General features: G+C 75.9%; 16 protein-coding genes. 5 read left to right on the forward strand and 11 right to left on the reverse strand.

Going from position 1 to position 14926, the window contains the following annotated elements; translation table 11 throughout:
* Positions 1–100: 100 nt before the first annotated feature.
* Genes ACI8AP_RS16590 through ACI8AP_RS16600 form a run of 3 tightly spaced genes read left to right on the forward strand, consistent with a single transcriptional unit; the run spans position 101 to position 4638 of the window.
* Positions 101–2956: an FAD-binding and (Fe-S)-binding domain-containing protein gene (locus ACI8AP_RS16590; RefSeq protein ID WP_456590457.1), complete on the forward strand. Its 2856-nt coding sequence runs from the start codon at positions 101–103 to the stop codon at positions 2954–2956.
* Between the two features lie 23 nt (positions 2957–2979).
* On the forward strand, positions 2980–3465 hold the full coding sequence (locus tag ACI8AP_RS16595) for a cation:proton antiporter regulatory subunit (protein WP_456590458.1): 486 nt from the start codon (positions 2980–2982) through the stop codon (positions 3463–3465).
* 6 nt (positions 3466–3471) lie between these two features.
* Positions 3472–4638: a cation:proton antiporter gene (locus ACI8AP_RS16600; RefSeq protein WP_456590459.1), complete on the forward strand. Its 1167-nt coding sequence runs from the start codon at positions 3472–3474 to the stop codon at positions 4636–4638.
* Positions 4639–4642: 4 nt separating this feature from the next.
* Here the strand turns inward: ACI8AP_RS16600 and ACI8AP_RS16605 are convergent, their stop codons facing one another.
* The 5 genes from ACI8AP_RS16605 to ACI8AP_RS16625 all read right to left on the reverse strand — a co-directional run bounded on the left by ACI8AP_RS16605 (position 4643) and on the right by ACI8AP_RS16625 (position 9313).
* Positions 4643–5266, reverse strand: coding sequence for a GDSL-type esterase/lipase family protein (locus tag ACI8AP_RS16605; RefSeq protein WP_456590460.1), 624 nt, complete (start codon positions 5264–5266; stop codon positions 4643–4645).
* 48 nt (positions 5267–5314) lie between these two features.
* Positions 5315–6085, reverse strand: a complete 771-nt coding sequence (locus ACI8AP_RS16610; protein WP_456590461.1) for a crotonase/enoyl-CoA hydratase family protein — start codon at positions 6083–6085, stop codon at positions 5315–5317.
* Between the two features lie 140 nt (positions 6086–6225).
* A complete protein-coding gene (fabG, locus tag ACI8AP_RS16615; protein WP_456590462.1) occupies positions 6226–7533 on the reverse strand; it encodes a 3-oxoacyl-ACP reductase FabG in 1308 nt (435 codons plus the stop codon).
* Between the two features lie 17 nt (positions 7534–7550).
* Positions 7551–8861, reverse strand: coding sequence for an AI-2E family transporter (locus ACI8AP_RS16620; protein ID WP_456590463.1), 1311 nt, complete (start codon positions 8859–8861; stop codon positions 7551–7553).
* A gap of 53 nt (positions 8862–8914) precedes the next feature.
* Positions 8915–9313, reverse strand: coding sequence for an ankyrin repeat domain-containing protein (locus ACI8AP_RS16625; protein WP_456590464.1), 399 nt, complete (start codon positions 9311–9313; stop codon positions 8915–8917).
* 114 nt (positions 9314–9427) lie between these two features.
* On the opposite strand from ACI8AP_RS16625, the gene ACI8AP_RS16630 reads away from it, so the two are divergent.
* Positions 9428–9976, forward strand: a complete 549-nt coding sequence (locus ACI8AP_RS16630; protein WP_456590465.1) for a GrpB family protein — start codon at positions 9428–9430, stop codon at positions 9974–9976.
* Here ACI8AP_RS16630 and ACI8AP_RS16635 read toward each other — a convergent pair.
* The 6 genes from ACI8AP_RS16635 to ACI8AP_RS16660 all read right to left on the reverse strand — a co-directional run bounded on the left by ACI8AP_RS16635 (position 9958) and on the right by ACI8AP_RS16660 (position 13448).
* Positions 9958–10395 (reverse strand): N-acetyltransferase family protein, encoded by a 438-nt coding sequence (locus tag ACI8AP_RS16635; protein ID WP_456590466.1) that lies wholly within the window; start codon positions 10393–10395, stop codon positions 9958–9960. The genes ACI8AP_RS16630 and ACI8AP_RS16635 overlap by 19 nt on opposite strands.
* 41 nt (positions 10396–10436) lie before the next feature.
* A complete protein-coding gene (locus ACI8AP_RS16640) occupies positions 10437–11189 on the reverse strand; it encodes a dienelactone hydrolase family protein (RefSeq protein WP_456590467.1) in 753 nt (250 codons plus the stop codon).
* Between the two features lie 166 nt (positions 11190–11355).
* Entirely contained in the window at positions 11356–11796 is a 441-nt protein-coding gene (locus ACI8AP_RS16645; protein ID WP_456590468.1) for a hypothetical protein, read from the reverse strand.
* A 43-nt stretch (positions 11797–11839) separates the two neighbouring features.
* A complete protein-coding gene (locus ACI8AP_RS16650; RefSeq protein WP_456590469.1) occupies positions 11840–12358 on the reverse strand; it encodes a hypothetical protein in 519 nt (172 codons plus the stop codon).
* Positions 12355–12942, reverse strand: a complete 588-nt coding sequence (locus ACI8AP_RS16655) for a hypothetical protein (RefSeq protein ID WP_456590470.1) — start codon at positions 12940–12942, stop codon at positions 12355–12357. Before ACI8AP_RS16655 ends, ACI8AP_RS16650 begins: the two co-directional genes overlap by 4 nt.
* Positions 12943–12980: 38 nt before the next feature.
* The gene (locus ACI8AP_RS16660; protein ID WP_456590471.1) at positions 12981–13448 is read right to left on the reverse strand and encodes a PPOX class F420-dependent oxidoreductase; all 468 of its coding nucleotides are present in this window, start codon (positions 13446–13448) and stop codon (positions 12981–12983) included.
* A gap of 76 nt (positions 13449–13524) precedes the next feature.
* Here ACI8AP_RS16660 and ACI8AP_RS16665 point away from each other — a divergent pair, with 76 nt between their 5' ends.
* Positions 13525–14886, forward strand: a complete 1362-nt coding sequence (locus tag ACI8AP_RS16665) for an AI-2E family transporter (protein ID WP_456590472.1) — start codon at positions 13525–13527, stop codon at positions 14884–14886.
* Positions 14887–14926: the final 40 nt, after the last annotated feature.

Below are 14926 nucleotides of genomic sequence, written 5' to 3' on the forward strand. Positions count from 1 at the left end.
CGTGGCCGGGCACCCCCGGGTGCCCGGCCACGGCCGTCCCCGGGTGCCGGGAGGGGGGGTGGACGCGCCCGCCCCGGACGCGGGAGCGAGACTCGGCACCATGAGCGCACCGGCCCCCACGACGACGGGCACCGACGACGGCCGGTCGGTGGTGGCCGAGCTGCGGCGCGCCGGCATCGGCGACGTCGACGACTCGGGGCTGGCCCGCGCCCTCTACTCCTCCGACGCGTCGCTGTACCGCGTCCTCCCCCGGGCCGTGGTGCGGCCGCAGCACCCCGACGAGATCGTGGCGGCGCTCGAGGTGTGCCGCTCGCTCGGGGTGCCGCTGACCGCCCGCGGCGCGGGCACGTCGATCGCGGGCAACGCCGTGGGCACCGGCGTCGTGCTGGACACCAGCCGGTACCTGTCGCGGGTGCACGCGATCGACCCGGAGGCCCGGACGGCGACGGTGGACCCCGGCGTGGTCCAGGCCGCGCTGCAGACCGCCGCGCGCCCGCACGGGCTGCGGTTCGGCCCGGACCCCAGCACGCACAACCGCTGCACGATCGGCGGGATGATCGGCAACAACGCCTGCGGGTCCCGGGCGCTGGGGTACGGCCGGACGTCGGACAACGTGGTGGGGCTGGACGTCGTCACCGGCACCGGTGAGCGGCTCCGGCTCGGTCCGGGCACCGAGCCCGCGCCGGGCGTGCTCGAGGACCTGCACCGGCTCGTCGCCGGGCACCTCGCGACCGTGCGCACCGAGCTCGGCACCTTCGGCCGGCAGGTGTCGGGCTACTCGCTGGAGCACCTGCTGCCCGAGCGCGGCTTCGACGTGGCCCGGGCGCTGGTCGGCAGCGAGGGGACGCTCGCCGTCGTCCTCGGCGCCACCGTGCGGCTGGTCGCCGACGCTCCCGTCCGGGGGCTGGTGGTGCTGGGCTACCCGAGCATGGCCGACGCCGCCGACGCCACCCCCGGCCTGCTCCCCCACGAGCCCACCGCGGTCGAGGGGCTCGACCAGCGGATCGTGCAGCGGCTGCGCGACGTGCCCGCCGCCGTCGTCCCCGAGCTGCCGCGCGGCGACGGGTGGCTGATCGTGGAGCTGACCGGCGACACCGTGGCCGAGGTGCAGGGCAAGGCGCAGGGGGTGCTGGCCGACGCCGGTGCCCTGGACTCCCTCGTCGTCACCGACCCGGCGCACGCCGCGGCGATCTGGCGGATCCGCGAGGACGGCGCGGGGCTGGCCAACCGCACCTCCGACGGCCGGCCCGCGCACGCCGGCTGGGAGGACGCCGCCGTCCCGGTGGAGCGGCTCGGGGAGTACCTGCGCGGCTTCGAGGCGCTGCTCGACGGCCACGGGCTGCAGGGCGTGCCCTACGGCCACTTCGGCGACGGCTGCGTGCACGTGCGCATCGACTTCCCGTTCGGGGAGGGGCCCGATCGCGGCCGGTCGGCCTACCGGTCGTTCGTCGAGGACGCCGCCCGGCTGGTCGCCGGCTACGGCGGTTCGCTGTCCGGGGAGCACGGCGACGGGCGGGCGCGCAGCGAGCTGCTGCCGCACATGTACTCCCCCGCCGCCCTGGACCTCTTCGCCCGCGTCAAGGCGGTGTTCGACCCCGCCGACGTGCTCAACCCGGGCGTGCTGGTGCGCCCGGCACCGCTCGACGAGGACGTCCGGATCGCCGCTGCCCCGCCGCTGGTCTCGACCTCCCGCCGCCCCCTGGCGCTGGCCTACCGGCACGACGGCGGCGACTTCTCCGCCGCGGTGCACCGCTGCACCGGCGTCGGCAAGTGCCGGGCCGACCTGCAGTCCTCCGGCGGGGTCATGTGCCCGTCCTGGCCGGCGACGCGGGAGGAGAAGGACACCACCCGCGGCCGGGCCCGCGTGCTGCAGGAGATGCTCGCCCCCGGCGGGCCGGTGAAGGACTGGCGCGCACCGGAGGTGCACGAGGCGCTGGACCTCTGCCTGTCCTGCAAGGGCTGCTCGTCGGACTGCCCCACCGGCGTGGACATGGCCTCCTACAAGGCCGAGGTGCTGCACCAGTCGTACCGGCGCCGGCTGCGGCCGCGCGCCCACTACACGCTGGGCCGGCTGCCGTTCTGGTCGGACCTCGTGGCCCGGGCCCCGCGCCTGGTCAACGCGATGCTCGGCTCCGCGCTCGTCGGTTCGGTGGCCAAGTGGGGGGCGGGCATCGACCAGCGCCGGTCGGTGCCGCAGTTCGCCGCGCGCACCTTCCGGCAGCAGTGGGCCGACCAGCCGCTCCAGGGCGACGGCGCCCCGGTGGCGCTGTGGGTCGACTCCTTCACCGACCACTTCGCCCCGGAGGTCGCCGCCGCGACCGCCCGGGTGCTGACGGCCGCCGGCTACCGCGTCGAGGTGCCCGGCGCCGACACCTGCTGCGGGCTCACGTGGATCACCACCGGCCAGCTCGACAAGGCCAAGGGAATCCTCGGCCGCACCGTGCGGACGCTCGCCCCGCTCGCGGCGGCGGGCGTGCCGATCGTCGGCATCGAGCCCTCCTGCACCGCCGTGCTCCGCAGCGAGGCGCTGGAGCTGGTCGGCGGCGCGGAGGCCGAGCAGGTCGCCGCCGCCACCCGCACGCTCGCCGAGCTCCTGACGAGCACCCCGGGCTGGACGCCGCCGTCGCTGGACGGCCTGGAGATCGTCGCCCAGCCGCACTGCCACCACGCGTCGGTGCTCGGCTGGTCCGCCGACGCCCGGCTCCTGCAGGACGCGGGCGCCCGGGTGAACCGGCTCGGCGGTTGCTGCGGGCTGGCCGGCAACTGGGGCGTCGAGCGCGGGCACCACGACGTCTCGGTGGCGGTGGCCGAGCAGCAGCTGCTGCCCGCCGTCCGCGACCTGCCCGAGGACGCCGTCGTGCTGGCCGACGGGTTCTCCTGCCGCACGCAGCTCGACCAGCTCGCCGGGCGGCGCGGACGGCACCTCGCCGAGCTGCTGGCGGAGCGACTGGCCTGATCCGGGTCTGCGACGATGCCCCGGTGGAGCTCGAGGAGACGCTGCTGCCCGGTGTGGGTGTCCGTTACCAGATGCGGACCCGCTCGGGTCAGGTGCTGGGCATCGTCGTGCAGCGGGAGGGCGGCGCGGAGATCGCGGTGTTCGACCGGCGCGATCCCGACCGCGCACGGGAGACGTTCCGGCTGGACCCGGAGGAGGTCGACGCCCTCGCCGAGGTGCTGGGCGCCCCCCGGCTGACCCAGCGGTTCGCCGACCTCTCCCGCGAGGTGCCCGGGCTGGAGTCGGCCCGGATCACCGTGCGGGAGGGCTCCCCGTACGCGGGCCGGAGCCTGGGCGACACCCGGGCCCGCACGCTGACCGGCTGCTCGGTGGTCGCCATCGTCCGCGGCGCCGACGTGGTCCCCTCCCCGTCACCCGCTGACCGGTTGTCCGCCGGCGACGTGCTGGTCGTCATCGGCTCCTCGGCCGGGCTGGAGCAACTGGACCGGCGGATCGCGGGCCAGGAGTAGCCCGCGGTGGACCACGTCGCCGCCCTGCTGCTCGAGCTGGGGCTGTTGTTCCTCGGCCTGTCCGCGCTCGGGCTGCTGGCCCGGCGCCTGGGCCTCTCCCCCATCCCGTTCATCCTCCTGGCCGCGCTCGCGCTGGGCGAGGGTGGCCTGGTGCCGGTGGAGAACGCCGCGCCGTTCCTGGAGGCGGCCGCGGAGATCGGCGTCGTCCTGCTGCTGCTCACCCTCGGCCTGGAGTTCTCCGCCACCGAGCTGTTCGCGTCGTTCCGCCGGCACGCGCCCTCGGGGCTGGTGGACCTGGTGCTCAACGGCCCACCGGGGTTCGTCGCCGGGCTGCTGCTGGGGCTGCCCTGGGAGGGGGCGCTCGCCCTGGGCGGGGTCACCTACATCTCGTCGTCGGGGATCATCGCGCGGCTGCTCGGCGACCTGGGGCGGTTGGCCAACCGGGAGACCCCGGCGGTGCTCTCGGTGCTGGTGCTCGAGGACCTCGCGATGGCGCTGTTCCTGCCGCTGCTCGTGGTGGCCCTCGCCGGCCAGGGGCCGATGTCGGCCGCGGCCGGGGTCGGGCTGGCCGTCGGCGCGGTGCTCGTGGTGCTCCTCGCGGCGCAGCGGCACGGCCCGCGGCTGGGCCGGTGGCTCACCCACGACGACGACGAGCAGGTGATGCTCCGGCTGATCGGGCTGACGCTGCTGGTCGCCGGCGCCGCGCAGGCGCTGGGGGCCTCGGCGGCGGTCGGGGCGTTCCTGGTCGGGCTGGCGCTGCCGGCGTCCTTCGCCGAGCGGGCCCGTGCCATCCTCGGCCCCCTCCGCGACCTGTTCGCCGCCACCTTCTTCGTCGCGTTCGGCCTGGCCACCGATCCGGGCGCCATCCTGCCGGTGCTGCCCGCCGCCCTCGCGCTGGCCGCGGTCACCACCGTCACGAAGATCGGCACCGGCTGGTTCGCCGCGAAGCGGGACGGCGTGGCCGTCCCCGGCCGGCTGCGGGCCGGCACCGCGCTGGTGGCCCGCGGCGAGTTCTCGATCGTGATCGCGGGGCTGGCGGTCGGCGCGGGGATCCCCGCGGTCGGGCCGGTCGCCACCGGCTACGTGCTGCTGCTCGCGGTGACCGGTCCGCTGCTCACCCGGTTCGTGGAGCCGGTGGCGGCCCGGCTCGTCCGGGCACCGGTCGGCGCGTGAGCGCTCAGGCCGCGGCGCCGTCCCGCCGGGCGCGGGCCGCGGCCAGCACGTGGGGCGCGAGCACCGCGGCGATGGCCGCGTAGCCGGCCGAGGACGGGTGGAACCGGTCGGCGGAGAACAGCGCCGGGTCGGCCGAGAAGGCGCGCGCCACCTCGGCGGCGACCGGCGCCACCGTGGCACCGCCGGTGGTGGCCACCTGCGACTGCCGCCGCTGGAGGACCGCGCAGGCTCCCCGGACCAGCGCCCGCAGCGCGGGCGGCACGAACGGGACCATCGACATGTCCGGCGCCGGGACCACCACGACGTCGGTGCCGCCCGCGCGGAGCGCGGTCACCGCGGCCGCGAGCGCGCTCGCGGCCTGCTCGACCGGCACGAACCGGGCGAGGTCGTTGGCACCGATGACGACGACGGCGAGGTCGGCGGAGAGCGGCTGGGCCCGGCGCGCCTGGTCGGCCAGCCCGGCCGAGACGGCGCCGGGGACGGCCATGACGTGCAGCTCGACGTCGAACCCGTCGTCGGTCAGCACGCGGGTCAGCCGCGGCCCCAGGGCGTCGGAGGGGCGGGCGGCCCCGGTACCGGAGGCGAGCGAGTCGCCGAGGACGACCAGGCGGAGAGGAGTGCGGGCCACGCCGGGTCCAACAGGACCGGGAGGCCGGCTATGCCGGGCCGGGCTCGGTCAGCGACCGCGCCAGACCGGGGGCCGGCGCTCCGCGAAGGCCGCGGAACCCTCCCGGGCGTCCTCGGAGGCGAACACCGGCGCGACGAGCTCGTCGTGCCGCGTCCAGGCCTCGTCCGGCGCCCACCCCGGCGCCTGCTGCACGACCTGCTTGGTGGCCGCCACCGCCAGCGGACCGTTCGCGGCGACCACCTCCGCCAGGGCGACGGCCTCCGCGACCGCCGAGCCGTCCTCGACCACGCGGTTCACCAGGCCGACCGCGGCCGCGCGCTCCGCGTCGACCGGCTCACCGGTCAGCAGCAGCTCCAGCGCGACCGCGCGGGGCACCCGCTGCGGCAGCAGGAGTGCGGCCCCGCCGGCCGCGACGAGCGAGCGCTTCACCTCCGGCACCCCGAACCGGGCGCCCCGGCCCGCCACCACCAGGTCGCAGGCGAGCACCAGCTCGAAGCCGCCGGCCAGCGCCCAGCCCTCGACAGCGGCCAGCAGCGGCTTGCGCGGCGGGGTGCGGGTGATGCCGCACAGCCCGCGACCGGGGATCGCGGGGCTCTCCCCACGCAGGAACGCCTTGAGGTCCATCCCGGCCGAGAAGGTGCCGCCCGAGCCGGTGAGCACCCCCGCTCGCAGGCCGCCGTCGGCGTCCAGCTCGTCGACCGCGGCCGCGACCGCCCGGGCGACGTCGGCGTCGAGGGCGTTGCGCGCGGACGGCCGGTTGATGGTGATCACCTGGACGGCGCCGCGGCGCTCCACCAGGACCTTGTCGTCGTCGACCATGACGCCTCCTCGGCGATGGGGAGAAGCGCGCGGGGCCGGGCAGCCGGTGCGGCTGCCCGGCCCCTGCTGAGCGGATGGAACGGCCCCTCTGCAGGGCCCCACCGCGAGCGGAGCGAGCGGTGGGGGGCAGAGGGGCCCGCTCAGGCCTTCGGGCCGCCGGCGGCGTAGACGACCTGGCCGGAGACGAAGCCGGCGCCCTCGCTGACGAAGAAGGACACCAGGTGGGCGATGTCCTCCGGCTTGCCCGTGCGGGCCACCGGGATCTGCGAGGCCGCGCCCTTGATGAAGTCGTCGAACGGGATGCCCATGCGGTCGGCGGTCGCCTTGGTCATGTCCGTCTCGATGAAGCCCGGGGCGATGGCGTTGGCGGTGACGCCGAACTTGCCCAGCTCGATCGCGAGGGTCTTCGTGAAGCCCTGCAGACCGGCCTTCGCCGTCGAGTAGTTCGCCTGGCCGCGGTTGCCCAGCGCGGAGGTGCTGGACAGGTTGACGATCCGACCCCACTTCTGGTCGATCATGTGCTTCTGCGCGGCGCGGGTCATGAGGAAGGCGCCCCGCAGGTGCACGTTCATGACGATGTCCCAGTCGGAGTCGCTCATCTTGAACAGCATGTTGTCGCGGAGCACACCGGCGTTGTTGACCAGGACGGTCGGCGGGCCCAGCTCCGTCGCGATCCGCTCGACGGCGGCCTCGACCTGCGCGGAGTCGCTCACGTCGGCGCCGACGGCCAGCGCCCGGCCGCCGGCGGCCTCGATCGCCTCGGCGGTGCCCTTGGCCGAGCCCTCGTCCAGGTCGAGGACCGCGACGGCGAATCCGTCCTGCGCCAGCCGCTGGGCGGTCGCCGCGCCGATGCCGCGGGCCGCGCCGGTCACGATGGCCACGCGGGACGCGCCCGTGGTGCCTGCCTCGCTCATGTGAGTTCCCTTCGTCTCGGATGCCGGCGGTACCGGGGCGGAGGGCCCCGGTCCGCGGCGGGCTGCGCCCGACACGTTACGGCCGCCGGTTGCGGCCACGGTCACAAGGTCCGGTGCCGGGTCCTGCGCACCCGCCCGGACGACGTCGACCCGGTCGAACCCCTCGGCGACCGACGGCGGCACGAACCGCGCCCGGGTGGCGTGGACGCCCACCAGTGGCACGCGGGCCCGACCGGTACGGGCGTCGTTGCGGGCCAGGCAGACCTCCAGGGGCGTGTCCAGCCACACCGCGCGCACGGGCACGCCGGCCTCGCGGGCGAGGGTGACGAGCGGTGCGCGCTCCGCCGGTGAGGGGTTGGTGTTGTCGACGACGACGCTGCGCCCCGCGGCCAGGAGCTCGGCGACGACCCGCTGCTGGCGCGCCTCCCGGCGCCGGGCGTTCGGCCACTGGTCCTTGCTGACGACGACGTGGCTGCCGGCCAGGTGGCGGGCGATCCAGGTGCTCTTCCCGCTGCCCTGCAGACCGGCCAGCACGACCAGCTCCTGCCCGGTCAGCCCCGGCCCGCCGGGGTGGCCGCCGCGTCGTCGGTCTCCTCCGCCTCGGCGGCGGACGACCGGCGGTGCGGGTGGTGGTGCAGCCGCCGCATGGACGCCAGGGCGGCGTGCCGGTCGGCCATGCGCCGCCGGGCCCGCATCGTGCGCGGGGCGCGCGGCTCCTCCCGCAGCAGGGCGTCCAGCCAGTGGCCCCGGGGATCGACGTCGACCAGCAGGGCCTTGACCAGCAGCGTCAGCGGGATGGCGAGCAGCGCGCCCAGCGCGCCGAGGACCCAGCCCCAGAAGAGCAGGGCCACGAACGTCACCGTCATCGACAGGCCCACCGAGTCACCGACGAAGCGGGGCTGGATCAGGGTCTGGACGACGAAGTTCAGCAGCGAGTAGACGACCAGGATCGCGATGAAGTCGCCCCAGCCGCCGGCGAGCAGCCCGAGCACGGCGGGCGGCGCGACCCCCAGGACGAACCCGATGTTGGGCACGTAGTTGGTGATGAAGGCGAGCAGCCCCCACAGCGGGGCGGCCGGCACGTCCAGCAGCGCCAGGGCGATCGTGTCGCCGATCGCGACGATCGCCCCGAACACCGTGCTCACCAGCAGGTAGCTGCGGGTGCCCCGGGTGAACAGCCGCAGCGCCACCGGCAGGTGGGGGCGCTCGGCGCCGATGAGGGCCAGCCGCCTGCCGAAGCCGCTGCTCTCGATGCCCATGAAGACCAGCGCCGACAGCAGGAGCAGCAGGGTGGTCGCCGCATCCGTGAGCCGGCTCAGCAGGTCGGTGGCCAGCCCCACCAGCGAGCCGTAGTCGATCTGCTCGACGAGGTCCGACAGCTGACCGGAGACGATCCCCCGGCTGTTGAGGTCGGCGACCACGTCGTTGATCAGCAGCTGCGCCCGGTCGGCGTAGTCGGGCAGCAGCGCGGCGAACTGGGCGACGGCGGCCACCAGCAGCGCGACGAACGCCAGCAGCACCGTCCACACGAGCAGCAGCAGCACGGTGGTGGCCAGCCAGCGCGGCACGCCGATGCGGCGCAGCCACCCCTGCACCGGGGTCAGGGCGATGACGACGACGAGGGCCAGGAACACCGGCGCCACGAGCCAGGCGATCGCCTGCAACCCGGCGATGGCGATGGTGGCGGCGGCGGCACCGCCCACCAGGAGCAGCCAGCGCGGCAGCCCGGGCTCCGGTGCCGGGACCACCGCCGCCGGGTCGGGCCCGGCCGGCTCCGGCGCGCCGGCCGGTGCCGCGTCCTGCCGGTCCGGCCGGATCAGCGGCAGCGGCCCCGTCTCCGGCAGGTCATCTCGTGCTGGCATGCCCGCCTCCCCCTCGGTCGCGCCCGGGCGCACCGGCTCCGCCGACCCGCCGGTCAGTCGCGGGCGGCCAGCAGCGCGGTCATGGCCGGCAGGTCGAAGAACGCCGCCGTCTCGCGGGCGCTGGGGCCACCCGCGTCCGGATCGGCCCCGGCCGCGAGCAGCCGCTGCACGGTCTCGGCCGACTGCTTGAAGACCGCCGCGGCCAGGGCCGTCTGGCCGCGGTCGTTGGCCCGGCCGTGGTCGGCGCCACGCTCCAGCAGGGCGGCGACCGTGCCGCTGTGCCCGTGGTAGGCGGCGAGGATGAGCAGGGTGTCGCCCTTGTCGTTGGTGAGGTTCACCGGGACGCCGGCGTCCACGTACGCCACGAGCTCCTCGGTGTGCCCGCCGCGGGCGAGGTCGAAGACCCGTCCGGCGAGTTCGATGACTCCGGGATCGATCGGCTGGCCGCTCACCCGCCCCAGGGTAGGAGACGAGCGGCCGACGGCTCCGCAGGCCAGTCCGTCCCCGCCGTCCCGGACGCCCCGGACGCGGCCCGGCCCGTCTCCGCCGGCACTACGCTGACCGTCGTGGCGGCCGACTCGCACCTGGAGTCGGTGCTGGTGGGCGCACCCGAACCCGCGGTGATCGTGCTCCAGGAGCACCACCGGGCCTGGGCGGCCCGCTTCCGCCAGGTCCGCGACGAGGTTCTGGCCGTCCTCGGTGACCGGGTGGTCGACGTCCTCCACATCGGGAGCACGGCGGTTCCCGGGCTGGCCGCCAAGCCGGTGGTGGACGTGCTGGTCACCGTTCCCGACGTCGCGGACGACGACGCCTACGTCCCTGCCCTGCGGGCAGCAGGATTCGCTCTGCGCGTGGTCGAGCCGGGGCACCGGATGCTCCGCACCCCGGCCCGGGACGTGCACCTGCACGTGCGCGCGACCGGCGACCCGGCCGTCACCGACCACCTGCTCTTCCGTGACCGGCTGCTCCGCTCCGCGGCCGACCGGCAGCTGTACGAGCGGACCAAGCGGGACCTCGCCACCCGGCGGTGGGCGGACATGAACCACTACGCCGAGGGGAAGTCCGCCGTCGTGCGCCAGATCCTGTGCCGGGCACGTCAGAGCGCCAGCTTGTAGCCCGCGTGCGAGTGGACGAAGCCCAGCCGTTCGTAGAACCGGTGCGCCTCGCGGCGGGCGAGATCGGTGGTCAGCTGCACCAGCGCGCACCCCTGGCGGCCCGCCTCCGCGATCGCCCACCCGAACAGTGCCGTCCCGAGGCCCGTGCCGCGCCGGTCCGGCCGCACGCGCACGCTCTCGATCTGCGCGCGCAGGGCTCCTCCGCGGGACAGGCCCGGGATGACCGAGAGCTGCAGGGTGCCGACGACCGCGTCGCCGTCCGCGGCCGTCACCAGCAGCTGCGCCGGATCGCGCTCGATCCGTCGGAACGCCGCCCGGTACGGCGCCAGGTCCGCGGCCCGCTCACGTGCCCCGCCGATCGGGTCGTCGGCCAGCAGCACCACCAGGGCCGGGAGGTCGGCTGCCGTCGCCGGCCGCACCCGTACGGTGCTGCCGGGCAGCGGTCCCCACGCCGGCCTCGTCACGGCCGGGCGACGCGGTCGGTGAGCGACAGGACGTGCGCCCAGGCGTCGCGGCAGGCCTCTGCCCAGGCGTCGTGCGACCGGTCGAAGAACGAGTGCGGCGCGCCCTCGTAGACGACGAGGTCGACCTCTGCCCCGGCCGCGCGCAGCCGGTCGGCCAGGGCCCGCTGCTCCGGCACCGGCGTCACGCTGTCGGCGCCGGCGACCAGCATCACCGTGGGCAGCCGCGCCCGGTCGGCGGCGTCCCCCACCAGCGACGGGCGGCCGTAGAAGCCGGCGCAGCCGGCCAGGTCGAGGTCTCCACCGGCCAGCCGCCACGAGTGGCTGCCGCCGAAGCAGAAGCCGACCGTGACCACCGGCAGCTCCGCGCCGGCCCGCTCGCGCAGGTGGTCGATCGCGGCGGCGACGTCGTCGTCGATCCCCTCCGGCGTCGTGCGCGGGATGTGCGCCTGCCAGTCGAAGTCCTCGGGCCGGACGCCGTCGGCGCAGACGCCGGCGGTGCGCCCGAACCAGTCGATCGCGACCGCCGCCAGCCCCGCCTCGGCGAACCGCTCGGCCAGGGCGACGTAGTACGGGTGCAGGCCCCGGATGTCGGGGAGCACGACCACCCCCGCGCGCGCGGGCTCCGCGGGCAGCGCGGTGGCGGCCGTGAAGCAGGCGCCGTCAGCGGCGGTGAGCGTGGTCGTGGCGCGTTCGCGCACCGGCCCGCTGCGCGGCGGGGCGGGCGGACGGCTGTCGTGGTCGTGGCACATGCGGGGTTCCTCCGTCCAGCTCCCGGCCGCGGGTGGCCGGCGTCCTCACCCTCCGGAGGCCGGCGCCGGGTCGCACCGGCCGACGGTGGCCGACGGTGGCCGACCGCCATCCTCGCCGTCCCGCCGCTCCCCCGCTGGGCGGGCGCTGCACGCAGCAGCGGGCCGCTCAGTGGGCGAGGAAGACGTCGTGCTCCGCACACTCCGCGGGGACCGTGACACCGGCGACCTCGTGCGGGCCCGGTTCGACCGTTCCGGACGAGTGCTCGAGCACGAAACCGCCGCTCACCTCGACCTGGTCGCCGAGCGCGGCGGTGCCGTGGCCCGGGATGCTGACGGTCAGGGGATCGTCCTCGACGACCTCGGTGCCGTGCGGCCACACGATGACGTAGCCGCTCGCCCCGAGGCAGCCGCCGACGACCTCCAGCCGGCCGCCACCGAGCGCGTCCATGCCCGCCTCCGCGCGCTCGGCGACGAGAACGGTCGCTCCCCCGGCCCGGACGACCTCGCCTCCGCAGCCACCGAGCGCGAGCGTGACCGCCAGGACGGCCAGCAGCCGGTCGACGCGCCCGCGGGCCGCACTCGTCACGTGCGGTCCGACGATCGGCACGGAGCCTCCGTTCCCGTCACCCCGGGGGGACGACGGGGTGCGCTCAGCCGCGGAGCAGGACCGCGACCCCCACGCAGCCGGCGGCCCACAGCCCGCTCGCCAGGGTGCCCACGATGAACCGCTCGGCGGCCGCCGGCGCGCGCAGTTCGGAGAACCGCCCCAGCCCCTTGATCGCGAGGACGACGGCGAGCCCCTCGGGCCAGCCGACCAGCAGCGTGCTCGCGATCGCCCCCCGCTCGAGGACGCCGATCCATGCCCCGCCGCGGAGGATGTCGGGATCCTGCGGGCCCCCGGACACCCCGGCGGCGGCCGGGTCGGCGGCGTGCAGCACCGCCGTCGCCACCGGTCCCCCACCGGTGACCGCCGCCAACGCGGCGAGCAGGGCGCCGGCCTGCGCCGGGCCACCGCTGCTCTCGGCCGGCCAGGCGAAGGCGGCGGCGACAGCCAGCGCTACCACCAGGGCGATCGCGCCGGCGGCGCCGGGCGTCCGCTCGCCGCGGAAGGACAGGACCAGGCCGGCCAACCCGGCCAGCCCGAGGAGCAGCAGGACCGCGGTGGTCATCCGGCCGCCCTCGCCAGGAGCCGGGCGGCCGTCGGCCGCAGCTCGCGCTCCAGCTCCCACGAGGCGGCAGCCAGGCGCTGGCCCACCGCCTGCCGCGAGACGCCGAGGGCTGCGGCCGCCTCGGCCTGGGTCCGTCCGGCCTCGACCAGCTCGATCGCCTCCCACGCCTGCTCGCTACGCCGGCCCACCAGCACCGCCAGCGCACCGAGCACCGCCTGTGCGTCGCCGGCGTCGGCCGGGACCGCCCCGCGCACGGCCAGCCGCACCGGCCGCTGCTTGGCCGCGTCGACGGCCCGGCGGGCGCAGAGGAAGGCCGGCCCGGCAGCGGCCCGGGTGCTGGCCGGCAGCGGCTCCTGGACCGCCCCCGCACCGATGCCGATGCTCCAGCCGCCCAGCCGGACGAGGCGCAGGGCGACGTCGACGGCGGCGTCGGGCTCGCCGAGGACGCCCTGGAACTCGTCCCCCGCCGTCCGTTCGAAGGCCAGGACGGTGGGGACGTCGGCGTTGAGCTGCGCCAGGACGTCGCCGACCCGGTCGGGCCCCCGCCGGCTGGCCCGTTGGTCGATGGTCAGCACGTACGGCACCGCGAAAGCCTTACACCTTTCTCTGGATGAAGCAAGGATCAGAGCTTGTCGGCCACATCGGCCGGGAACCCCCCGGTGGCGATCGGCCCCCAGCCGGTGACGGTGATGCGCAGCAGCGCCTTGCCCTGCCGCGCCATGGCCGCGCGGTACTCCGCCCAGTCGGGGTGCTCCCCGCTGATCGACCGGTAGTAGTCGACCAGCGGCTCCAGCGCCTCGGGCAGCTGGAGCACCTCGGCCTCGCCGTCCAGCTGCACCCAGGGGCCGTCCCACTCGTCGGAGAGGACGCACAGGGAGACCGACGGGTCGCGTCGCGCGTTGGCGACCTTGGCCCGCTGTGGGTACGTGGACACGACGACGCGGCCCTCGGCGTCGACCCCGCAGGTGACCGGCGAGAGCTGGACCCCACCCTCCCGCCGTCGGGTGAGCAGCACCGCACGGTGCCGGGGGCGGAGGAAGTCCACGAGGGACGCCCGGTCGACCCGGTCGGTGGTCGCGATCTTCGGCATGCCTGCACGCTACGACGCGGGTGTGATGATCGTTTCCCGCCCGGTCAGGTGCGTGCATCTGTGTTGAGATCGCAGCATGAGGATCCGCTTGCCCGGTCGCACCGAGCCGCCACCGGACGAGACGGCCGACGACGTCGAGCCGGACGAGCCCACCCCCTCCGCCGGGGTCGTGCCGGCCACGCACGCGCCGGTGCCGACCACCGAGCGGGGCGAGCGCCTCCAGCGGGCGAGCCGACGGCTGGCCATCGCCTCGGGCGAGCTGCTGCTCATCGTCGGCGGGGTGATCGTGCTCGGCTACGTCCTGGGCAAGCTCTGGGTCATCCTGCTGCCGGTCGTCCTGGGCCTGCTGTTCACCACCGTGCTGTGGCCGCCGACCCGGTTCCTGCGCAACCACGGCTGGCCGGCCGCGCCGGCCGCGATCACCGTCCTGCTCACCTTCTTCGCCGCCTTCGGCGGGATCATCGCGCTCATCGCCCCTCCCGTCGTGGGCCAGGTCGAGGAGCTCGCCGAAGGCGTCAGCGTCGGCCTGGAGCAGCTGCAGGACTGGCTGACCGGGCCGCCGTTCAACCTAGGCGAGGAGCAGATCGGCAGCGCCGTCGACCAGGCGATCAACACGATCCAGGGCAACGCCCAGAACATCGCCGGCTACGCCGTGACCGGCGCCACCGCGATCGGCGGCCTGCTGATCAACCTGGTGCTGGCGCTCGTGCTGACCTTCTTCTTCCTCAAGGACGGCCCCCGCTGGGTGCCGTGGCTCGCCGCGCAGACGGGCCAGCCGGCCGCCCCGCACGTGGCCGCGCTCTCCTACAAGACGTGGTCGACGCTCTCGGAGTTCATCCGCCAGCAGGCCATCGTCGGGTTCGCCGACGCGTTGTTCATCGGCCTGGGCCTGTGGATCCTCGACGTCCCGCTGGTGCTGCCGCTGGCGGTGCTGACCTTCTTCGGCGCGTTCGTCCCCATCATCGGTGCGTTCGTCGCCGGCGGTTTCGCGGTGCTGATCGCGCTGGTCGACCAGGGCTTCACCACGGCGCTGATCGTGCTGGGCATCGTGATCCTCGTGCAGCAGATCGAGGGCAACGTCCTGCAGCCGATCCTGCAGGGCCGCGGGCTCAACCTGCACGCCGCCGTGGTGATCCTGGCCGTCACCGCGGGCGCCAGCCTGGCCGGCATCATCGGCGCCTTCCTCGCCGTCCCGGTGACCGCGCTGATCGCCGTCTGCTACCGGTACGCGCGGGACCAGCTCGACGGGAAGTCCCCCGAGGTCCTCCCCGACGGCACGCGCGCGCAGATCGTCGACGACCCGGCCGGTGCCCGCCTGTCCCGGGAGCAGGCCGACCCGCCCGGTCATGACGGCGGGCAGGAGCCCAGCGCCACGCAGCCGCGCGGCACGGGCGCGACCAGTACGGAGGCCAGCGAGGAGGACGCGGCCACCCGCTGAGCGCCCGGACGGGTGGTGGCGACGGCCCGCCGGGAATGCG

The organism is Blastococcus sp. SYSU DS1021 (assembly GCF_054050995.1).